This is a genomic window from Cupriavidus sp. GW823-FHT07A04 (assembly GCF_058794615.1).
The window spans coordinates 635,139-655,578 of record NZ_JBXAHA010000001.1 but is presented as its reverse complement, the minus strand read 5'-3'; the positions used below and the strand labels follow the sequence as shown (position 1 = coordinate 655,578).

The following is a 20,440-nucleotide window of genomic DNA, read 5'->3' as shown; positions in this document are numbered from 1 at the left end:
GGGCGGCTATCTTCGCCGCCTTGCAGTCGCCGCAGCCGCCGCCGAGGTCGTCGTGAGGTTCTGTCGCCGTCGAATCGATCGGACGTTGAAAAAGATCAACCTTTCCCGCCCCAAAAGTGTCGGCGAGCTAATTGCGGAGTACAGCGCTCAGACCGCAAGCCTGGATGCCGCAGGCCTCGCCGCGGGAGCAACTCAAAAGATTCAGGACGCATTGGCATGTGGGGACTTGCGTATCCTACTGACCATCTATGACACAAGGGGTTGCTTGCCCTTGCAGCTCAACACCTGAAGCAAGCGAGATTGACTACCTTTGAGGCATGGCTGACAAGGATCCTGAGAGATGAAGCAAGGGCACCTGAATTGGCCACAGCGCTGAAGGCAGTCCTGCCGGCAGTGCAAGCCACCAACGAACGGCCAGAAGCGGACGTTGAAAAAGCCATGCCGAGCAACTGCTTACGCTCCGAGAAATTCCACTTTGAGCCCGGCGCGCCACTTCGATCCTAAACCGTCCCACGCAATCGGGCGTCCATGGGAAGGCTCGCCGATCCAGCCAACCGTACCTGTATCAATTCCAGCAGCGCCCGAACACGCGCAGTCACGGAATGGCGATGGCTGTATGCCCCCAACAATTGCAGGGGGGCGGGACACAGATCCAGTGGTACCTCCTGCAATCGGCCCGTAGCAAGGTCTTCCTGGCAGGGATAGGCCGCCACAATCGCGAAGCCGATGCCTTGGCGTGCGCCTGCCACGGCCAATTCCCCGCTGTTGACGCGGTAGCGGCTGCGTACCGGCACTTTGACGATTTCGCCTGCTGCGTCCTGAAACTGCCAGGGCTGGCCCTTCAGCGCACTGAGGGTGGTGATACAGGGCAGAGACTTCAGCTCGCGCACGTGGCATGGCATGCCGGTCCTGGCCAGCAAGGAGGGGGCAGCAACCACGATACTGGGCAGTGTGGCGAGTTCGCGGGTGATGAAGGCACTGTCCTCCTGATGGCCCCGGTGGAAGACGATGGAAAGGTCAACGTCCTCTCGAAGCACTTCCAGTCCGGTCATCCGGGTATCGCATTCCAGCTCGATGCCTGGATGGAGGCTACAGAATTCGGCGAGGATGGGAGCCAGCAGCCTTGGCGCTTCGCCGGGCATGCACATTTTCAGAGGACCACGCAGTTCGCGCTGTACCGCACCAAGCTCTTCCTGCGTAGAGAGCAGAGTATCGAGCAAGGGCTTGGCGCGTTCGTAGAGTAGTCGACCGGCTTCCGTCATACGCAGGTGGCGGGTGCTTCGCTCCAGCAGGCGCACGCCGAGTCTGCGCTCCAGCGCAGCGACATGGCGGCTGACGTTGGACGAGGGGATGGCCAACAGACGCGATGCGCCAGCAAAGCTCTGCTCATCAACAACTGCCGTGTAGACACGGACCGTATTCAGATCGAGTCCATCGCGCATTGATTATCCCGTTTTAGGTATGAAAGCCTTCCATTTTTACACGCTAGTTCTCTTTAATGACGAAATCTAAGATGCCATTTTGCACGATGCGAAACGGTGAGCCGTGCACCGGGCACCGTATGGACAGGAGAGATTCAACGTGGAAATTGGAATACTTGGCGGCGGCATCGCGGGCCTGAGCGTGGCATTGGCTTTGCGCAAGCAGGGTTACAACCCTCGGGTCTATGAGCGCCGAGCGGAGCCGGCAACCCTGGGGGCCGGCGTGACGCTTTGGCCCAATGCCTGCTTTGTGCTGGAAGAACTGGGGCTATTGCAAGACATCGACGCCATTGGTGGTCGACCGCTAACAATGCATCGCCAGGATGCCGTGGGCAATGCATTGGGAGGCCTCGATATTGCCTTGCTGGACCGGACGATGGGATACCCGACCTACACGGTGCTACGCCGGCACTTGCAGGAGGTGTTACTAGATCATGTAGCCCGGGCCAGGATACCGGTGGAGTTCGGACACCGGGCGGTGCGGATTGAGCTGGATGCCAATGGCAGGGCTGTGGCCCATTTCGAGAACGGTGCGAGCATCCGCCCGGATCTGCTCATTGGCGCCGACGGCCGCATGGATTCTGTGGCGCGCAAGTTTGTCGCGGGTGACAACACACCTGTCTATCAGGGCTTCGTGAACTGGATTGGCGTAGCTCAGGGGCAGCATGCGCTAGTGGACGATATTTCGATTCAGGATTTCTGGGGGGCGGGCGAGCGCTTTGGTTGCGTCGCGATTCGACCCCAACTGGTGTATTGGGCTGCGGCCCAGGCTCGGCCCCTATCTGAAGCCATACCGACCGCAGATATACGCAAGGAGGTCGAAGATCTGTTCGTGGGATGGCCCGAACCGGTCTCGCATATCATCCGTGCCACGCCCGCAAATGCCATCCGGCTGATTGCGGTGCATGACCTGGAGCCGCTGCATACATGGAGTCGGGCAAATGTACTGCTGGTTGGGGATGCCGCACACGCGCCATTGCCGACGTCGGGGCAAGGGGCCTGCCAGGCGTTGGAGGATGCGTGGCATTTGGCCCGGTGCCTGAATGGCGCAAGCGGCTGCCTGGATGAGGCCTTTCGGGCATTCACGAAGATCCGCAGCCCCAAAACTGCAAAGCTAGCGGAGCAAGGTCGGGTCTTTGCACGCGGGCTGTTCGCCACCGATCCTGAAACCTGCCGCATGCGCAACGAGCGGGCCAAGGCGTCCGATCCTGTGCGTGACGTGCAGGTCTTGGCCGCCGCATGGGGACAGGGCCTGCCAATGCCAAGCTGCACGGACAGCACGCCAGCGCAAGGGGGGCGCTTCGGCAGCCTGTACCGTATTGAATGACGTGCGCTAGATGTCCTTCATCGGGTTTTATGCAAACATTTCTTTCCATCCAGTCAGCTCGCATGCGGGCGTCTGCCGGTAAGCGCTGCATAACAAACATTGGTCATTGAAACTCGAACGGCGGCAACGGGTCGGGAAGAGCCAACTGGCGCCCTCCCCTCGGTCTACCGGAGTCAGCCACGAGCCGACATGCCGTGGTAAGGCAGAATTTGCTTTGACCGCTCGACAACAACCGTCCGATGCGGACGTCGGGCGTTGCAACATAGACACTTGCGAGAATCCACCATGATTCAACTGAGTCAACCCGAAGACGTGCTCCACGCGTTTCAGACCGCTTGGAACAGCCACGACATGCAGTCCCTCGGCACATTGTTTCATGAGGATGCGACATTTGTGAACCGGTTCGGGCACTACGTGCGGGGCGTCGAGGCGATTATCAAGCTGCATGCGCCCATCCACGCAACTATCTACAGCGATTCCACGCTGGATAACGAGCTGATCGACGTGATCCCCATTGGCAACGATGGGGCGGTCATTCACTTCTGGAGCCGCCTCACGGTCGGTGCTGCTCATCCGGCGGGCCCGCACGCCGTCGACACGCTGATCCTTGCCGTGCTGACGCGACAGGTTGGCGAGTGGCGAATCAAGGCGCTCGAGAATGTCACCCTGACGAATCCCCGCACGGGAGAAGCTGTCTTAAGAGACGGCCGGAGTCCTTGATCGAGCAGCAAAGTTGCTTCCACGACGTACGGTGTTGCCTGCTTGCTGGCGGATCGCGCGTCCAGCGTGGGTTGGAAGCGGCATATCAAGCAGCTATGACGTTCAGCCGCTTCCTGACTCATTGGCTCACGCGGCCTGGCGCCTGGCCGTCGAGAAATCGGCCCAGCTCTGTGCCCTGCTCTTCCTGGCCTGTGACAACGCCGAATCCGGCGTCTTCGGCGACCTGAACCCGGAGATCCAGAACCGGGTGCTGTCGCTGGCCGCCGGGCTGGCGCATGAGACGCTGGTGCTGAGCGAACTGGCCGCGCAGTGCGAGGCTAACGCGCAAATGGCGTAGTGCGATGAGGGCTGGCCTGCGGGCCGGCCCCAGACCTCGACGAGCACGATAGAACACATCCGCCCGCACGGATTGCGCCGTGCAGCAGCTAGCGCTATCGGGCGGCGGCTGCGCCGCATGCGCGCGGGCATATACAATAGCGGTCTTCGCCGCCGCTGCGGCTCGCATCCTGCATTTACCGCCATGGGCCGCCCGGCCCGGCCCTGCATTCGCGCCATGTCCCTGATTCTGCAAAGTCCCGCCCCGCTGTCCGCCAACGATATCGACGCCATCCGCGCCATCGCCCAGGCTCCCACGCTCGCGCTGCGCGCGCAGACCGTGGCTGCCGCCGATGCAAGCGCCGCGCTGACACCCGCCCTGCGCGAAGCGCTGGACGCCTACTGCGGCCCGCGCAGCATCGACTGGGCCATCGTGCCCGCCGGCCGCAAGCTGTCGGACTTCAAGCTGGTGGCGATGGATATGGACTCCACGCTGATCACCATCGAGTGCATCGACGAGATCGCAGACTTCTGCGGCCTCAAGGCGGAGGTCTCGGCGATTACCGAGGCGGCCATGCGCGGCGAGATCACTGATTTCAACGAAAGCCTGCGCCGCCGTGTGGCCCTGCTCAAGGGGCTGGACGCCAGTGTGCTGGACCGCGTGTATGAAGAGCGCCTGCGCCTGTCGCCCGGCGCGGAGAACATGCTGCAGACCGTGCAGGCCCTGGGCATGCGCACCCTGCTGGTTTCAGGCGGTTTCGTGCATTTCACCGAAAAACTCAAGCCCCGCCTGAAGCTCGACGTGACCCGCGCCAATACGCTGGAGATCGTCGATGGCAAGCTCACCGGCCAGGTGCTGGGCGAGATCGTCAATGCCGACGTCAAGGCCCGCACGGTGCAGGAAGTGTGTGCGCAGATCGGCGCGGACCCGTCCCAGGCCATCGTCATGGGCGATGGCTCCAACGACCTGAAGATGATGGCCGTGGCCGGCCTGTCGGTGGCCTTCCGTGCCAAGCCGGTGGTGCGCGCGCAGGCCAGCGTAGCGTTCAACCACGTTGGGCTGGACGGCTTGCTGCAGCTTTTCCCGCATTAACTGCCGCTGCCTGCGCCCGGCACAGGCAGACCATATGCGGCGCGCTTGCGAATTGAAATAAGAATTATTATCATCCGGCTTTGTAAGAAATTACTGAGCCCGCCATGCAAGTGTTTGCAGTGCTGCTGGGGTTGGGTGGCGCATGCTGCCTGTACCTGGCATCGCCCAACCAGCGCCTGTTGCTGCTGCCACTATCCGTGCCAGCCACGGCACGAAGCCGCCGCACGCGCCTGTGCTGGCTAGCCACCCTTTCGATCGCCGCCTCGGCGTGGGCATGGAGCCTGACGCAGGGCTGGCCGGCCGCGATCGCGGCCACGCTGGCCACGGTTGGCACCGGCCTGTCCTTATGGCCTTTTGCCGGTGCTTACCGCGATGCGCGGCGCCAGCGCCTCGCCCAGGCCGGCTAATGAAAGCCGCCCCCAGTCCCCAAAACGTCCGCAGCAAACCCAAGCCCGGCATGGGCACCAAGTGGCTGGCCGGCACCCTGCTGGGGCTGCCGCTAGCGGTCGCGCTATCCGCCCTAGGCGTCATCTGGCTGCCCGGCGGCTGGCAAAGCGGAGCCATCGGCGTGATCCTCGCCTGCCTGCCGATCTGGGTGGCGATCCTCTGCGCCAGCCTGCTATTCGCCACCAGCCGCGCGGCCTGGCTTTGGCTCGCAGCTGGCAACCTGATCGCTTACGGCGGACTGTGGGCATGGCGCCTGCTGCTCGCCCCCGGCGCGGCATGAACCGGCGCACCAGGAACCCCGCATGAAAGCCACAACCCTGCGCTTGTACCAAACCCTGCACACCTGGGTCGGCCTGATGGCCGGCTGGGCCCTTTTCATCGCTTTCTTCGCTGGCGCGATCACGGTCTTCCACGAGGAACTGCACGCCTGGCAATCGCCGCAGCGCACGGCCGCGCATAGCCCGGCCGCCCAGCCGGCCAACCCGGCCGCGCTCGACCACTTCATGCAGGCCCTGGTGGCGGCGCATCCCAAGAGCGCAGCCAGCGCCTACGTCACGTTGCCGACGGAGCACGAGCCTGGCTTCACGGCCTACTGGCAAGACCAGGCCGGCGAGTGGCACACCACAACCTCCGCCAAGCTTGACGGGGGCAAGACCACGCCCAAGGACACCGCGCTCGACACGGCGCCCGAAGAATTGGCAGCATTCATCAACAGCCTGCACTACACGCTCGGCGTGCCGGTGGCCGGCAGCTACTTCATGGGCGTTATCGCGGTGCTGTATGGGCTTGCGCTGGTGTCGGGCGTGCTGCTGCACCTGCCGCGGCTCAAGCCGGACCTGTTTGCCATCCGGCCGGGGCGCAACCTCAAGCGCTTCTGGATGGATGCGCACAACGTCGTCGGCCTGTTCAGCCTACCCTTCCACCTGGTGTTCGCCATCACCGGCGCGGTGCTATGCCTTGGCTTGGTGCTGGCGATGGTGTTCAACGTCATGGCCTTCGATGGCAAGCTGTCCGAGGCGTTGCCGCGCCTGACCACCGCCTCGCCAGAACTGAAGGCATCAGGCCGCGCGGCACGGCCCCTGCCGGCCGCTACGTTGCTGGCGGCGGCGCGCGCCAGCGCGGGTGAGCGGTTCACGCCGCTGTCGGTGCGCTATCAGCACTACGGCGACGCCAACGCGCTGATCGAGATTCGCGGCGACAGCGCACGCGTCCTTGGCAACTACGGGTCGGTTTCGGTGCACGCTGCCGCCGGCCAGCCGGACAGTGGCAGCGTGCTGGCGGACCAGACCGCCGCCGGGCGCGACAGCAACCACGCCATCTTCAGCATGATCTACGCGCTGCACTTTGGCACCTATGGCGACTTGGCCCTGCGCCTGGTCTACCTGCTGGCGGGACTGGCGGGGGCCTTCCTGTTCTATTCCGGCAACCTGCTGTGGATCGAATCGCGCCGCAAGACCCGGCAGCAGGCGCAGCCGCGCGTGCACCGCCTGCTGGCGCAGGCGACGGTCGGCGTGTGCATCGGTTGCTGCATTGGCGTGGCGGCAGCCTTCTGCGGCGCCCTGCTCTGGCCCGCGCGGGCTTCCAGCTACACCTACTTCCCGGTCTTTTTCGCGGCGCTTGGATGGGCCCTGATGCGTGCGCCGGCACGCGCCGCGATCGAGTTGCTGTGGGCCGCGGCCGTTGCCGCATTGCTGGTGCCGCTGGTCAATGCGCTGGTAACGGGGGACTTCCTGTGGCGCGCCGCGCTGGCCGGGCACTGGGCCGTGGCGAGCTTCGATATCGGTGCGCTGGCGCTGGCCTGTGGCTTTGCCGCGCTGGCCCGGTTGACGCAGCGCCGTGCGCGCAACGGCCCGCCAAACTCGGTGTGGGCCATGCAAGGGAAGCCTCGCTCTAATGTGGCGGACGCTGCCGCGGCGGGATCGACGGCTGGCTAGGGCGGCAACAAGGCAAAAAAAGGGCCGCCTCGGACAGTGTCCGGGGCGGCCCTTCTTATTTCATGCCACCAGTTGCAATTCCATCGCGCCGCGCAGGTCGGCGATCAGGTCGCGGGTATCTTCCAACCCAATATAGAGGCGCACCAGCTCGCCGGCGTTCTCCCAGCCAACGGGCGGCCAGCTGCCTTGGGGCCGCATGGTCTGGACGTGGTACGGCACCGCCAGGCTATGCGCGCCGCCCCAGGACCAGCCGATCGCGAACAGGCGCAAGGCCTCGACAAAGGCATCGACCTGGGCACGCGTGTAGCGCGCATGCAGCACGATCGAGAACAGGCCTGTGGCGCCGCTGAAATCGCGCAGCCAGAAGTCGTGGCCGGGGCAGTCCGGCAGCGCCGGGTGCAAGACCTTGACCACTTCCGGGCGTTGGTTCAGCCACTCGGCCACTTCGCGCGCGGCGCGGTCGTGCGCCGCCAGCCTGACCGGCATGCTCGGCAGCGAGCGCAGCACCAGGTAGCAATCGTCGGCCGACACGCCCCAGCCCATCAGCATGCGGGCGCGCTTGATGCGGTCATGGAGTTTGTCGTCGGTGGTCAGCACAGCGCCCATCAGCACATCGCTGCCGCCCGACTGGTATTTGGTGAGCGCCTGCACCGAGATGTCGATGCCCTTGTCGAACGGTCGGAAATATACGCCGGCGGACCAGGTGTTATCGATGGCGGTGAGCACCCCGCGCGCCTTTGCCGCGGCCACGATGGCCTCGGTGTCAGGGATCTCCATCGTCACCGAGCCCGGCGACTCCATCCAGATCAGGCGGGTGTTGGGACGGATCAGCCCGGCAATGCCCGCCCCGATCATGGGGTCGTAATAACGGACGGAGACGCCGAAGTCCCGTGCCAGCCATTCGCCGTGCTCGCGATTGGGGCCGTAGACGTTATCCGGGACGAGCACGTCGTCGCCCGACTTGACCAAGGCGAAGTAGACCTGCGAGATCGCGGCCAGCCCCGACGGCAGCAGCAGCGTATGGCGCGCGCCTTCGATCAGCGCGAGGTGCTGGCACAGCGCCTCGCTGGTGGGCGTGGCATGCAGGCCATAGCGCCAGTAGGTCGTGGCACCGTCGCCATGCGCGCGCAGCTCCGCCAGGTTGCGGAACACCACGGTGGAGCCACGATGGGTAGCTTGGGAAAACGAGGCGAAGCCCGGCGCGATATCCAACTCTGGCTGGACGGCCACGGTCGCCAGGTAGGCGGGTTGGGAAGCGGGCTGCTCGGGTGGCTGGCGGTCGGACACGGCGATTCCTTGTCTGGCGATAACTCGATGAACGTTCGAGCTTACCAGCATTCGGGTGCGCGTTGGCCTACCTGGCGAGCCTGCCCCTGTCCACCCCGGCTTGACGCTACCGGCCGGAAATCGAGGACTTCGGTGCGGGCGGGGCGTAGGTAATGCCGCTGTTGGGGGTCATGTCAAAGGGCGGGATCACCAGCACGCCCAGTGGCCGGATCATGAAGGGAAGCACGATGGCCGGGTTGACCGGGTCGGTCCAGTTGCCGTGCACGATACCGGCACCGTCGATGGTGCCTTCCCAGTTGCCCGTGACGTGCGTGCCGTCATTGGACTCCTCCATCAGGAAAGCGCCGTTCTCGAATTCGCCGGCCAGCAACCGCACGCCGCCAGCACGGCCAACGCTGTACTCACCGCGCACGCTGTCGCGCTCGTCGGGCTTGGGGCCCAGGCGCAGGCGCACCGGCTGGTCCCCGAGCGTGCCCACGTAGACCGGCAGCGCAGCGTACTCCGGTCGCGGCGCGAGCGCATTGGGCGCGGGCCCGGTTGAAAGCTGCGCACCGCGCCGCGCCTCGCCCTCGCGGATGGCCTGGTTGATCCCGAAACCCTGTACCTGGCTGGCATCGCTGGCGGCATTGGCGGTGCCGGGCGTGGCGGTGGACAGCTCGGTGGCGCCGGCGGCCAGCGCGGCGCCGGCCAGCGTTGCCGCGGCCAGCCCGGCTGCCAGAGACAGGGAGACGGGAAGTGACAAGGACATGGACAAAGGCAAAGGCAGAGTCGCTACGCGCCGCAAGGCAGCCTCAGGTTCAGAGTCGTTCGAAAATCGCCGCAATGCCCTGGCCACCGCCAATGCACATGGTCACCAGTGCATAGCGGCCTTGCACGCGTTGCAGCTCGTACAGGGCCTTGACGGTGATCAGCGCGCCGGTGGCGCCGATCGGGTGCCCCAGGGAGATGCCCGAGCCGTTCGGGTTGACCTTGGCCGGATCGAGACCGAGTGCCTTGGTGACCGCGCAGGCTTGCGCGGCAAAGGCTTCATTGGCTTCGATCACGTCGAGATCGGCCACGGTCAGGCCAGCACGTTCCAGCGCCTTCTTGGTGGCCGGCACGGGGCCGATGCCCATGGTCTTGGGATCGACGCCGGCATGCGCATAGGAGACCAGGCGCGCCATCGGCTTGAGGCCGCGCTTCTCGGCCTCGGCGCGCTCCATCAGCACCACCGCGGCAGCGGCATCGTTCAAGCCCGAGGCGTTGCCCGCGGTTACCGTGCCGTTCTCTTTGACGAAGACCGGCTTGAGCTTGGTCATGTCTTCCATGACCGCGTCGTGGCGCACGTGCTCGTCGGTGTCGAAGGTCACGTCGCCCTTGCGGCCCTTCAGCGTGACCGGCAGGATCTGGTCCTTGAAGTGGCCGGCGCGGATCGCCGCCGATGCGCGCCGGTGCGATTCCAGCGCGGCTTCGTCCTGCTGGTTGCGGGAGATGTCGTATTCCTTGGCCACGTTCTCGGCAGTGACGCCCATGTGGATGCCGTGGAACGGGTCATGCAGCGCACCTAGCATCATGTCGAGCATCTTGGCGTCGCCCATGCGTGCGCCCCAGCGGGCCGACTGCGCCAGGTACGGTGCGCGGCTCATGCTCTCCGCGCCGCCGCCGATGGCCACATCGGCATCGCCCAGCAGGATGGTCTGCGCGGCGCTGACGATGGCCTGCAAGCCCGAGCCGCACAGGCGGTTGACGGTCAGGGCCGGCGCGTCGATGGTGACACCGCCCTCCACTGCCGCCACCCGGCCAAGGTACATGTCCCGAGGCTCGGTCTGGATGACGTTGCCGAACACCACATGGCCGACGTCGTCTCCGCTGACCTGCGCGCGGGCCAGCGCTTCGCGCACGACCATGGCGCCCATCTGGGTCGGGGAAAGATCCTTCAGGCTGCCGCCGAAGGTACCGATTGCGGTCCGAACGCCGCTCACCACCACCACTTCACGTGTCATTTTGTGTCTCCTGGGCTGATGTTGCAGCGCACAGTATAGCGGCGCGCACGCCAAAACGAACGATCGTACTTTTACCTATCCGGACCGATGGCTGCTACCAGCCTCAGACTTCGCCCCACAAGTCGTGGCCATCCGCGCCGGTGATCTTCACCGAGACGAATTCGCCGACCTTGTAGCGCGGCGCGCCCTGCGCCGGCGGGTCGATATAGACCAGGCCGTCGATCTCCGGCGCGTCGGCCGACGAGCGGCCAATGCCACCGTCCTGGTTGATCTCGTCGACCAGCACGCGCAGGGTCTGGCCGACCTTGCGCTGCAGGCGTCGGGCGGACACTTCCTCGGCCACTTCCATGAAGCGGGCGCGGCGCTCTTCGCGGACTTCGTCGGGCAAGGCGCCCGGCAGGTCGTTGGCCGTGGCGCCGTCCACCGGCGAATAGGCGAAGCAGCCCACGCGGTCCAGTTCCGCTTCGGCGATGAAGTCCAGCAGCGTCTGGAACTCTTCCTCGGTCTCGCCGGGGAAGCCCGCGATAAAGGTACTGCGGATGGTCAGCTCGGGGCAGATCTTGCGCCAGGCCCGGATGCGGTCCATGGTCTTCTCGGCGTTGGCCGGGCGCTTCATGCGCTTGAGCACATCCGGGTGGGCGTGCTGCAGCGGCACGTCCAGGTAAGGCAGCACGTGCCCTTGCGACATCAGCGGAATGATCTCGTCGACGTGCGGGTACGGGTACACGTAGTGCAGGCGCACCCAGGCGCCGTACTTGGCAGCCAGCTCACCCAGCGCGCCGACCAGCTCGGTCATGCGCGTCTTGAGCGGGCGGCCGTCCCAGAAACCGGTGCGGTACTTCACGTCCACGCCATAGGCGCTGGTGTCTTGCGAGATCACCAGCAGTTCCTTGACGCCTGACTTGAACAGGTTCTCGGCCTCCAGCATGACTTCCGCCACCGGGCGCGAGACCAGGTCGCCGCGCATCGACGGGATGATGCAGAACGAGCAGCGATGGTTGCAGCCCTCGGAGATCTTCAGGTAGGCGTAATGCTTGGGCGTGAGCTTGATGCCGGCGGCCGGCACCAGGTCCATGAACGGGTCATGCGGCTTGGGCAGGTGCGTGTGCACGGCCTGCATCACCTCGCCCAGCGCGTGCGGGCCGGTCACGGCCAGCACCTTCGGGTGCACCGACGTGATGATGTCCTCACCCGCGGCGTTCTTCTTGGCGCCCAGGCAGCCGGTGACGATCACCTTGCCGTTCTCGGCCAGTGCCTCGCCGATCGCATCCAGGCTTTCCTGCACGGCTTCGTCGATAAAACCGCAGGTATTGACGACCACCAAGTCGGCGCCGTCATAGGTGCCGCTGATGGCGTAGCCCTCGGCGCGCAGCTGGGTAATGATCTGCTCGGAATCCACAAGTGCCTTTGGACATCCAAGGCTTACGAATCCCACATTTGGAATATGGTCTTTCTTGATCGTTGATTCTGAAGGGTTTTTCACGGTTACTTCCAAATGTGGAGCGAGCGGGGCGGGACATGGCCACCCGGCGGTTCAAAGCCAATCGCGCATTTTAACCGCTCGCGGGAGTTTGCCGGGGCCTCATGGCAGACATGAACATGGCCGGCCGTTTGCGGCTGCAGGCTATCGCGCGGGCCAATGCCGCCTACGACGTCCGGTCAAGACCCAACGCTTCGCTGGCATTCGAGCGGCGTGGGCCTGGCGTTTCGCAACGCCTATGACTTGATCCGCAATGCCGAGCTGTCACGGTGGGCGTCTTCCTCCAGCATGGCAAGCGCGCCGACGATGAGCGCGTGCATGCCCTGAACAAGCTCCGCCTCCATCTCGGCTTCTTCCGCCGCGCGGTCCGCCTCCACAAGGGGTTCTCGGCCTGCTACCGAATACACCGTGTCGGCCACGGCAATGCAGTGGAATGCGACCGTCGCAAGCAGCCAGCGTGCCTGTTCCTTCGAGATGCCGTAGGCATGCGCGATATGGCTCTGGTGCCCGTCGATTTTGGCGAGCATGGGCTGTGTCGCAGCCAACCTGCGGATCACGTACGGCGTCAGCCCAGGGTGTGCCTTGACGAACTCCCGTACCGATGTGGTGAACGCGATCAGGTAATCCTTTAATCCGCCACGTCCCTTGCCGCAAGCCTGCGGAATCTGCCAGCGGCTGAAGATCTCCTCAGCGACCAGGCGCTTGAGTTCCTCAAGACTCGGCACATGCTTGTAGAGCGCCATATGGCTGACCCCGAGTGCGGCAGCGACGCCGACGAAGGTGATGTTCGGCAAGCCGATCTCGATGCCCGCGTCGGCGATCCGTTCGCGCGTGATGGTACGAGGGCGCCCGCGCGCCGAAGGTTGTTGTGGCGATTTCATCTTTGTTCCTTGATCGCTGGTGACAGCCATGTAGCCGCCTTGCCAGCCTTTCGTCAATTAGTTTATAGTCATGCAACTAATTATCATTTCGATTCACGGGACTCCTCCATGACCGCCCCATCCCACCTTTCTGAATCTCTGGACGTCTCTTTTTCATGAACACTCGTGACGCGGCTGCGGCCAAACCCAAGGGACCCGGACCGCTCAGCCAAGTATTGAACCCCATCCGTGGGCAACTGATCGCCGCCGCGGCACTGGCCGGCGTGGGTGCCATGTTCACGCTGGTGCCGCTGGCCGGCATCGCGCATATCGCGAAGATCGTCCTCGGCGGCGCCGACATCGCGGCAGCGGCACGCACGCAAGTGCAGGGCGAAGTCTGGTGGACCGTCATTGCCAGCGTGGTGAGCCTGTTCGTCGGCATGGCGCTGGTGTCCGCCGGGGAACTGACCGCCCATCTGGCCGACAACCGCATCACCCATCACCTGCGCCTGGCGGCCGCGCAGCGGCTGGCCCGCGTGCCGCTGGGCTGGTTCACCAGCCGCGCATCGGGCGAGGTCAAGCAGGCGATGCAGGACGACATCGGCACGCTGCACAGCCTGACCGCGCACTTTTACACGACGCTAGGGCGCACCGTCGGCGCCATCCTGATCTCGGTCATCTACCTGTTCGCGATGGACTGGCGCATGGCCATCGTCTCGATCCTGCCGTTCCCGGGCTTCTTCCTGTTCTTCGGCAGGGCCATGAAGGCCAGCGGGGCGAACATGAAGGCATTCGTCGACGGGCTGGGGCGGATCAACAACGCGGTAGTCGAGTTCGTCAACGGCATTCCCGTGGTCAAGTCCTTCGGGGCCAGCGGCAAGGCGCACGGCGGCTACCGCGAGGCAGTCGATGCCTTCGCCCAAGCCTTTGTCGGTTTCACCCGTCCCCTCGTGGGCTCGATGGCCAACGCCAACGCGATGATCGCGCCGGTGGCGGTGCTGGGCGTGGTGCTGGTCTTCGGCACGCTGTTCGTTAGCCTGGGCTGGATTACCCCAGTGGACGTGCTGCCGTTCGCTCTGGTGGCACCGGGCCTCTGCGCGCCGTTGCTGCTGCTGCACTACATCATCCATGACCTGAACCATGCCACCGGTGCCGCCCAGCGCGTGCAGGCGCTGCTGGAGACGCCTGTGCTGGAGCAGCCGGCGCCCGATAGGCGGCAGTTGCCCACGGGTACCGAAATCCGCGTTGAGCACGTCGGTTACGCCTACGACGCACAGAACAAGGTGCTGTCGGACGTCAGCTTCACCCTCAAGCCCGGCACGGTGACCGCCATCGTCGGCGCGTCCGGTGCTGGCAAATCGACCCTGGCCCGGCTGCTGCTGCGCTTCTTCGACCCGACCGATGGGCGCATCACGCTCGGCGGCGTGGATTTGAGGCATATCGAGACCTCGGATCTGTACCAGCGCATCGGTTTCGTGCTGCAGGAGGTGCGCCTCATCCACGCCAGCGTACGCGAGAACATCGCGCTGGGCCGGCCCTCGGCCAGCCGGCAGGAGGTCGAGGACGCCGCGCGCGCCGCGAACATTCATGAGCGCATCCTGGGCCTGCCGCGCGGCTACGACTCGATGATAGGCGAGGACGCGCTGCTCTCCGGTGGCGAGCAGCAGCGCGTGAGCATCGCCCGTGCCGTGCTGCTCGATCCGTCCGTGCTCGTGCTCGACGAAGCCACCGCGGCCGCCGATGCCGAGAACGAGGTGGCGATCCAGGACGCGCTATCGCGCTTCGCGCAAGGCCGCACGCTGCTGATCATTGCACACCGGCTCGACACGGTGATGCACGCCGACCACATCATCGTGATCGAGAACGGCACGATCCACGAGCAAGGCCGCCACGCCGAGCTGATCGCGCGCAAAGGCCGCTATGCACGGCTATGGACGCTGGGCGGCTACGAAGAACCCCAGGAGCTGGCGGTGCCGTCATGCTGAAAACCTTCATTCGATTGCTGGGCGACGATGCGCACGTCTTGCGCCGCTACGCCTGGATGGCCGTGTTCCATGGCCTGCTCAGCGGGCTGACCATCACCACGCTGGTGCCCATTCTCAGCCGCCTTCTGGCCGGCGATACGCGCGGCGCGGCGCTGTGGCTCATCGTGCTGCTGGCCGGCATGACGGCCTGCTGGGGCTGGCGGCGCAAGGTGGAGAAGGCCGGCGTGCGCGTGGGGGTTGCCGTCCTGCAGGGCGCGCGCCAGCGGATCGGCGACCACGTTGCACGCCTGCCCGTCGGCTGGTTCACGCCGGAGAACAGCGCCCGGCTTGGCCATGTCATCACGAACGGCATGATGGCAGTGGCCCAGCTTCCCGCACACGTGCTCACGCCGGTGATCAGCGGCGCCGTGACACCGGTGGTGATCGTGGCCGCGCTGTTTGCGCGGCACTGGCCGATGGGCCTGATCGCGCTGGCGGCGCTGCCGATCCTGATCGGCACGTTCCTGATCGCCGCGCGCCTGGGCCGGCGCGCCGACCACACCTTCCATCGCCACTTCGCCCACACCAGCCAGCGCATGGTCGAGTTCGCCCAGGCCCAGTCGGCACTGCGCGCATTCAACGGTGGAGGCGGCAGCACGCGCTTGCTTGAACAGGCCATCGACCAGCAACGCCATTCCGGCACGCGGCTGATCTATCTGTCGGCGGCGTCCACGGCGCTCAACGCCTGGGTCGTGCAGGCCGTCTTCGCCGCGTTGCTGATCGCCGCCGCATTGTGGCTCAACGCCTGCCTGGGCGGCGCGCTGGAAGCGGACTCGGTCGTCGCCGTCATCGTGGCCCTGCTGCTGGCCAACCGCTACATCGATCCGCTGCTGGACGTGGCCGGCTATGGCGATGTCCTGCGCGGCGCGCGCGGCCAGCTCGACGCGGTGCGCGAGATCCTTGCGGTCAAGCCCTTGCCGGAACCGGACCAGCCGCAGGCACCGCGTGATGCGTCGATCGAGCTGCGCGAGGTGAGCTTGCGCTACACACCGGATCAACCCGATGTGCTGAAGGGCGTGAACCTGCGCATCGAGCCGGGCAGCATGACCGCGCTGATTGGCGCCTCCGGGTCGGGCAAGACCACACTGGTGCGGCTGATCGCACGCTTCTTCGATGTGAGCCAGGGCAGCGTACTCGTCGGTGGCGTGGACGTGCGGCAGATGTCCAACGCGCAGTTGGCCGGCCAGATCAGTCAGATCTTCCAGGACAACTACCTGTTTGCGGGCAGCATTGCCGACAACATCCGCATCGGCAAACCCAATGCCAACGATGTCGAGATCATGCAAGCTGCGCGGCAGGCCGGCGTGGCCGAGATCATCGAGCGCCTGCCGCAGGGCATCGACACCCCGGTCGGCGAAGGCGGCGCACGCCTGTCGGGCGGTGAGCGCCAACGCATCGCCATCGCCCGCGCGCTGATCAAGGACGCGCCCATCCTGCTGGTGGACGAAGCCACCGCCGCGCTGGACGCGGAGAACCAGGCCGCCATCGCCGAGGCGCTGGCGCGTCTGCGCGGCAAGCGCACGCTGATCGTCATCGCGCACCAACTCTCGACGGTGGCAATGGCCGACCAGATCGTGGTGCTCGATGGCGGCAAGGTCGTCGAGCAGGGTTCGCCCGCGCCATTGCGCGCGAGCCAGGGGCGCTACGCGCATTTCCTGGCCCAGCGCCGGGCCGCCAGAGGCTGGCGCATCGCGGCGGCGTCGAACGGAGACCGACGCTGATGCGCGCACATTGGCTTGGCTTGTTCGCCATCCTCTGCGGCGCCTCGCTGCTGGTCGGTGCCCGGCAGCTGGCGTGGTCGCAGGTATTCTCGCTGTCGGGCGATGCCTGGCTGACGATGACGGCCAGCCGCCTGCCCCGCCTGGCAGCGCTTGTTCTGACCGGCGTAGGCCTGTCCGTCTGCGGCGTGATCCTTCAGCAGATCGTCCGCAACAAATTCGTCGAGCCGGCCACCTCGGGCGGACTGGATGCGGCCAAGCTCGGCATCCTGGTGTCGATGACGCTGGCGCCCGCCGGCGGCCCGATGGGCCGGATGCTGTTCGCGCTGGTCTTCTGCTTCGCCGCGAGCCTGGTCTATGTGGCGATCATCCGCCGCATCAAATTCAAGAACACCGTCCTCGTGCCGGTCATCGGCCTCATGTACGGCAGCGTGCTCAGTGCCGTGGCCGAGTTCTACGCCTACCGGTACAACATCCTGCAAAGCATGCAGGGCTGGCTGCTCGGCGATTTCTCCAAGGTCGTCCAGGGCAACTACGAGATCATCTACCTGATCCTGCCGATCGTCGCGCTCACCTACCTGTATGCGCACCGCTTCACCGTGCTCGGCATGGGCGAAGGCATGGCCACCAGCCTGGGGCTGAGCTATTCGGCAACGGCGGCGCTGGGCCTGATGCTGGTGGCGGTCACGGTGTCGGCCACGGTCATCACCGTCGGCGCGATCCCCTTCGTCGGGCTGGTCATCCCCAACCTGGTCGCGCTGCATCACGGCGACAACCTGGGCCGGACGCTGCCCATCGTCGCGCTGGGCGGCGCGTCGCTGCTGCTGGGGTGCGACATTCTCGGCCGCCTGCTCATCTACCCGTTCGAGGTGCCCATCGGCCTGACCGCAGGCAGCGTGGGCGGCGTGCTGTTCCTCGTGCTCATCATCTGGAAGAAGCAATGAGGCGCGCGGCCCCCCGATATGCCCTCTGGATGGTGGTCCTCGCCTTGGCCGCGGCTTTCGTCCTCGTGCGATCCGGCTTCGACCTCGACTACGTCATTCCCAAACGGCTCGCCCGGCTGGCCGCCATCGTCATCGGCGGAATCTGCGTCGCCTTCTCCTCGATCACGTTCCAGACCATCGCGGGCAACCGGATTCTGACGCCGGCGATCATGGGATACGAGGCGGTCTATCTGCTGTTGCAGTCGCTGCTGATCCTGGCCATGGGCACGCATGGCCAGGTGGTACTCGGCCAGAGCGGCAACTTCTTCCTCTCCATCCTGTTGATGCTCGCCTATTCGTGGGCCATCCATCGGTGGCTTTTGCGCAACGGCAGGTACAACGTGTATTTCCTCCTCCTGCTGGGACTCGTGCTGACCATGGTGATCGGCACTGTCACACAGTTCGTCCAGCTCAGGATCAGCCCGGGCGAGTTCGCCGTTCTCCAGGGCTTTGGCTACGCATCCTTCAACAGGGCACAACCCGAGCAGTTGCTCTATTCGGCCCTTCTGGTCGCGGCCGTGTGCCTGCCAGGGCTGAAGACCCTGCCGATCCTCGACGTGCTCTCGCTGGGCCGCGACCAGGCCATTTCCCTAGGGGTCGATTACCAGCGGTACGTGAGGCTCTACTTCGCGCTGATCGCGGCTCTCGTGGCGGTCTCGACCAGCCTGCTCGGGCCCACGGCCTTCATGGGGATCTTCGTGGCGAACATCGCCTATGCGATGGCCCGGACTTCCAGGCATCGGGTCACGCTGCCCATCGGCTGCGCGATCGCCATCGGCATCTTCATCGTGGCCCAGCTCCTGGTCGAACACGTTTTCAACTACAAGACCACCGTCAGCATTCTCGTCAACCTGGTGTGTGGCGCGTATTTCCTCGCGCTGATGGTTCGCACCCGAGGCACCGCATGATCACCGTTCACAACCTTCACAAGGCCTACGGCGCCAAGACCGTACTTTCCGGCGTCAGCGCGCAATTCCCGGCGCAGCGCGTGACGTCTCTCATCGGCCCCAACGGCGCAGGCAAAACGACGCTGCTGCTGATGATCGCGCGCCTGTTGGAGCCGACCCAGGGCGACATCCTGATCGGGGATCGCAGGGTTTCAAGCATCGGCATCAGCGAATACGCCAAGCACGTCGCCACCTTGCGCCAGGCGCCCGACTTCAACCTGCGCCTGACGGTCGAGGAACTCGTCGCTTTCGGGCGCTTCCCCTACAGCCGCGGCGCGCTCACCCCCAAAGACCACGACGTGATCGACGAGGCCATCGCGTTCCTGTCGCTGCAAGCGCTGCGCGGGGCCTACATCGACGAACTCAGCGGAGGGCAGCGCCAGATGGCCTTCCTGGCGATGACCATTGCCCAGCAGACGAACGTTCTGCTGCTGGACGAGCCACTCAACAACCTCGACATGAAGCATGCCGTCCAGATCATGCGCGCGCTTCGCCGCTTGTGTGACGAGCACGGGCGCACCGTGATCCTGGTGATCCATGACATCAATTTCGCGGCCAACTACTCCGATCACATCGTCGCATTGAAGGGCGGCATGGTTCGCTTCTGCGGCCCCGTCGTGGAGGCTGTGACCGAGACACGGCTGCAGGAACTGTATGGACTGGACTTCGAAATCGTGCGCAGCGATCGAGGATGCGTATGCAACTACTTCAATCCATCAGGAAAACTGAAATGACCCGGAATCACAGAAACAGGCGTTGGGCGTTAGCCCTGCTGATGGCCGCAACCGTCGCGGTACAGGGGTGCGGCCGGAAACCAGCCGAACCGCCAAAGGCAACCGCACAGCCGGATTCTGCCAGCCGGCCCCCGCAGGAAGCGTTCGCGCCCGTCACGGTTCAGCACAAGCTGGGAACGACCGTCGTCGAGCACCTTCCGCAACGCGCGGCGGCCCTCGACATGAATGAAGTCGATTTCCTCGACCAACTGGGTGTCCCTGTCGTTGGCATGCCGAAGGATTTCGTCCCGCACTTCCTCGCCAGGTACAAGGACGCCCCGGACGTTCAGGATCTGGGCTCGATCGTTCAGCCCAATCTGGAGCGGGTTCATGCCGCCAGGCCTGAACTGATCCTGATCACCTCGCTCCAGGCGAACCACTACAAGGAATTGAGCGAGATCGCTCCGACGATTCATTTCGATGTGGACTACCGGGATAGCGAGGTCAAGCACATCGAGGTCATCAAGGACCACCTCATGACCCTGGGGCGAATCTTTGGCAAGGAAGGCCTCGCCCGCCAGAAAGCGGCTGAACTGGACGCCAAGGTCGAGGAGGCCAGGCGCATGACCCGGGGCCGTCTCGAGAAGGCGCTTGTCGTTCTGCACAACAACGGCGCCTTCAGTTCCTTTGGCGTGCATTCCCGTTACGGGTTCGTCTTCAATGCCCTGGGCGTGAAACCGGCCAGCCCGACTGTCGAGACCGGCCTGCATGGCCAGCCGATTTCCAGCGAATTCATCCAACAAGCCAACCCCGACATCATCTTCGTGGTGGACCGGACGGCCGTCATGGAGCGCCGTCCGGTCATGGACGCCGGGAGCATGGGCAACCCGCTGCTGCGCCAGACCAACGCCTGGAAGAACGGCCGTGTGGTCTTCGTTGATGCTGAAGCTTGGTACGTCACCGCCGCCAGCCCGACCTCTTTGAAACTCGTGATCGACGACGTCATCAAGGGCTATCAGCACTGATTTGTTCCAGGGCCTGTCCCTGGCCCTAAGCCAAAAACGTAATGATTCGTATTCGCCATAGCTTTCTCACTCGCAAGACGTGCTGAGAACCAACCCGATCTCAA

The 20,440-nt window shown here is 64.9% G+C and carries 19 protein-coding genes; 13 read left to right on the top strand and 6 right to left on the bottom strand.

Annotated elements, in window-relative coordinates:
• Positions 1-500: 500 nt before the first annotated feature.
• Positions 501-1,442 carry a LysR family transcriptional regulator gene (locus AC1Q7Q_RS03050; RefSeq protein WP_492372811.1) on the bottom strand — a complete coding sequence of 314 codons (942 nt, stop codon included), beginning with the start codon at positions 1,440-1,442 and terminating at the stop codon, positions 501-503.
• 139 nt (positions 1,443-1,581) lie between these two features.
• On the opposite strand from AC1Q7Q_RS03050, the gene AC1Q7Q_RS03045 reads away from it, so the two are divergent.
• The 7 genes from AC1Q7Q_RS03045 (at position 1,582) to AC1Q7Q_RS03015 (ending at position 7,317) form a co-directional block, all read left to right on the top strand.
• Positions 1,582-2,808, top strand: a complete 1,227-nt coding sequence (locus tag AC1Q7Q_RS03045; protein ID WP_492372810.1) for an FAD-dependent monooxygenase — start codon at positions 1,582-1,584, stop codon at positions 2,806-2,808.
• A 285-nt stretch (positions 2,809-3,093) separates the two neighbouring features.
• On the top strand, positions 3,094-3,528 hold the full coding sequence (locus AC1Q7Q_RS03040) for an SgcJ/EcaC family oxidoreductase (protein ID WP_492372809.1): 435 nt from the start codon (positions 3,094-3,096) through the stop codon (positions 3,526-3,528).
• Positions 3,529-3,649: 121 nt separating this feature from the next.
• Entirely contained in the window at positions 3,650-3,865 is a 216-nt protein-coding gene (locus AC1Q7Q_RS03035; protein WP_492372808.1) for a hypothetical protein, read from the top strand.
• Between the two features lie 216 nt (positions 3,866-4,081).
• Positions 4,082-4,936: a phosphoserine phosphatase SerB gene (serB, locus tag AC1Q7Q_RS03030; RefSeq protein WP_492372807.1), complete on the top strand. Its 855-nt coding sequence runs from the start codon at positions 4,082-4,084 to the stop codon at positions 4,934-4,936.
• Between the two features lie 104 nt (positions 4,937-5,040).
• Positions 5,041-5,343, top strand: a complete 303-nt coding sequence (locus tag AC1Q7Q_RS03025; RefSeq protein WP_492372806.1) for a hypothetical protein — start codon at positions 5,041-5,043, stop codon at positions 5,341-5,343.
• 50 nt (positions 5,344-5,393) lie between these two features.
• Complete coding sequence (locus tag AC1Q7Q_RS03020) at positions 5,394-5,663, top strand: hypothetical protein (RefSeq protein WP_492372805.1); 270 nt, start codon at positions 5,394-5,396, stop codon at positions 5,661-5,663.
• A 22-nt stretch (positions 5,664-5,685) separates the two neighbouring features.
• Positions 5,686-7,317, top strand: coding sequence for a PepSY-associated TM helix domain-containing protein (locus tag AC1Q7Q_RS03015; protein WP_492372804.1), 1,632 nt, complete (start codon positions 5,686-5,688; stop codon positions 7,315-7,317).
• A gap of 60 nt (positions 7,318-7,377) precedes the next feature.
• On the opposite strand, the gene AC1Q7Q_RS03010 is transcribed toward AC1Q7Q_RS03015, so the two are convergent.
• The 5 genes from AC1Q7Q_RS03010 to AC1Q7Q_RS02990 all read right to left on the bottom strand — a co-directional run bounded on the left by AC1Q7Q_RS03010 (position 7,378) and on the right by AC1Q7Q_RS02990 (position 12,977).
• Positions 7,378-8,604: a cystathionine beta-lyase gene (locus AC1Q7Q_RS03010; RefSeq protein ID WP_492372803.1), complete on the bottom strand. Its 1,227-nt coding sequence runs from the start codon at positions 8,602-8,604 to the stop codon at positions 7,378-7,380.
• Positions 8,605-8,710: 106 nt separating this feature from the next.
• On the bottom strand, positions 8,711-9,352 hold the full coding sequence (locus tag AC1Q7Q_RS03005) for a hypothetical protein (RefSeq protein ID WP_492372802.1): 642 nt from the start codon (positions 9,350-9,352) through the stop codon (positions 8,711-8,713).
• A gap of 49 nt (positions 9,353-9,401) precedes the next feature.
• Positions 9,402-10,586 carry a beta-ketothiolase BktB gene (gene bktB / locus AC1Q7Q_RS03000; protein WP_492372801.1) on the bottom strand — a complete coding sequence of 395 codons (1,185 nt, stop codon included), beginning with the start codon at positions 10,584-10,586 and terminating at the stop codon, positions 9,402-9,404.
• Positions 10,587-10,689: 103 nt separating this feature from the next.
• Positions 10,690-12,069 (bottom strand): 30S ribosomal protein S12 methylthiotransferase RimO, encoded by a 1,380-nt coding sequence (rimO, locus tag AC1Q7Q_RS02995; protein WP_052494509.1) that lies wholly within the window; start codon positions 12,067-12,069, stop codon positions 10,690-10,692.
• Positions 12,070-12,302: 233 nt separating this feature from the next.
• A complete protein-coding gene (locus AC1Q7Q_RS02990) occupies positions 12,303-12,977 on the bottom strand; it encodes a TetR/AcrR family transcriptional regulator (protein ID WP_492372800.1) in 675 nt (224 codons plus the stop codon).
• Positions 12,978-13,102: 125 nt separating this feature from the next.
• Between AC1Q7Q_RS02990 and AC1Q7Q_RS02985 the strand changes: the two genes are divergently transcribed.
• The 6 genes from AC1Q7Q_RS02985 to AC1Q7Q_RS02960 are packed head-to-tail and all read left to right on the top strand — an operon-like array spanning position 13,103 to position 20,336.
• Entirely contained in the window at positions 13,103-14,911 is a 1,809-nt protein-coding gene (locus AC1Q7Q_RS02985) for an ABC transporter ATP-binding protein (protein ID WP_492372799.1), read from the top strand.
• Entirely contained in the window at positions 14,905-16,671 is a 1,767-nt protein-coding gene (locus AC1Q7Q_RS02980) for an ABC transporter ATP-binding protein (protein ID WP_492372798.1), read from the top strand. Before AC1Q7Q_RS02985 ends, AC1Q7Q_RS02980 begins: the two co-directional genes overlap by 7 nt.
• Positions 16,671-17,612 carry an ABC transporter permease gene (locus AC1Q7Q_RS02975; RefSeq protein WP_492372797.1) on the top strand — a complete coding sequence of 314 codons (942 nt, stop codon included), beginning with the start codon at positions 16,671-16,673 and terminating at the stop codon, positions 17,610-17,612. Before AC1Q7Q_RS02980 ends, AC1Q7Q_RS02975 begins: the two co-directional genes overlap by 1 nt.
• Entirely contained in the window at positions 17,609-18,559 is a 951-nt protein-coding gene (locus tag AC1Q7Q_RS02970; RefSeq protein ID WP_492372796.1) for an iron chelate uptake ABC transporter family permease subunit, read from the top strand. The genes AC1Q7Q_RS02975 and AC1Q7Q_RS02970 overlap by 4 nt, the downstream gene beginning before the upstream one ends.
• Positions 18,556-19,332, top strand: a complete 777-nt coding sequence (locus AC1Q7Q_RS02965; protein ID WP_492372795.1) for an iron ABC transporter ATP-binding protein — start codon at positions 18,556-18,558, stop codon at positions 19,330-19,332. The genes AC1Q7Q_RS02970 and AC1Q7Q_RS02965 overlap by 4 nt, the downstream gene beginning before the upstream one ends.
• A complete protein-coding gene (locus AC1Q7Q_RS02960; protein ID WP_492372794.1) occupies positions 19,329-20,336 on the top strand; it encodes a siderophore ABC transporter substrate-binding protein in 1,008 nt (335 codons plus the stop codon). Before AC1Q7Q_RS02965 ends, AC1Q7Q_RS02960 begins: the two co-directional genes overlap by 4 nt.
• The last annotated feature ends 104 nt before the right edge of the window (positions 20,337-20,440 follow it).

Bases quoted from the DNA above. Each gene is read 5' to 3' on its own strand.
- AC1Q7Q_RS03005 (WP_492372802.1), bottom strand. From the start codon at position 9,352: ATGTCCTTGTCACTTCCCGTCTCCCTGTCTCTGGCAGCCGGGCTGGCC.
- AC1Q7Q_RS03040 (WP_492372809.1), top strand. From the start codon at position 3,094: ATGATTCAACTGAGTCAACCCGAAGACGTGCTCCACGCGTTTCAGACC.
- AC1Q7Q_RS03015 (WP_492372804.1), top strand. From the start codon at position 5,686: ATGAAAGCCACAACCCTGCGCTTGTACCAAACCCTGCACACCTGGGTC.
- AC1Q7Q_RS02980 (WP_492372798.1), top strand. From the start codon at position 14,905: ATGCTGAAAACCTTCATTCGATTGCTGGGCGACGATGCGCACGTCTTG.
- AC1Q7Q_RS02990 (WP_492372800.1), bottom strand. From the start codon at position 12,977: ATGGCTGTCACCAGCGATCAAGGAACAAAGATGAAATCGCCACAACAA.
- serB (WP_492372807.1), top strand. From the start codon at position 4,082: ATGTCCCTGATTCTGCAAAGTCCCGCCCCGCTGTCCGCCAACGATATC.
- bktB (WP_492372801.1), bottom strand. From the start codon at position 10,586: ATGACACGTGAAGTGGTGGTGGTGAGCGGCGTTCGGACCGCAATCGGT.
- AC1Q7Q_RS03050 (WP_492372811.1), bottom strand. From the start codon at position 1,442: ATGCGCGATGGACTCGATCTGAATACGGTCCGTGTCTACACGGCAGTT.
- AC1Q7Q_RS03025 (WP_492372806.1), top strand. From the start codon at position 5,041: ATGCAAGTGTTTGCAGTGCTGCTGGGGTTGGGTGGCGCATGCTGCCTG.
- AC1Q7Q_RS02975 (WP_492372797.1), top strand. From the start codon at position 16,671: ATGCGCGCACATTGGCTTGGCTTGTTCGCCATCCTCTGCGGCGCCTCG.
- AC1Q7Q_RS03020 (WP_492372805.1), top strand. From the start codon at position 5,394: ATGGGCACCAAGTGGCTGGCCGGCACCCTGCTGGGGCTGCCGCTAGCG.
- AC1Q7Q_RS02970 (WP_492372796.1), top strand. From the start codon at position 17,609: ATGAGGCGCGCGGCCCCCCGATATGCCCTCTGGATGGTGGTCCTCGCC.
- AC1Q7Q_RS02965 (WP_492372795.1), top strand. From the start codon at position 18,556: ATGATCACCGTTCACAACCTTCACAAGGCCTACGGCGCCAAGACCGTA.
- AC1Q7Q_RS02985 (WP_492372799.1), top strand. From the start codon at position 13,103: ATGAACACTCGTGACGCGGCTGCGGCCAAACCCAAGGGACCCGGACCG.
- AC1Q7Q_RS02960 (WP_492372794.1), top strand. From the start codon at position 19,329: ATGACCCGGAATCACAGAAACAGGCGTTGGGCGTTAGCCCTGCTGATG.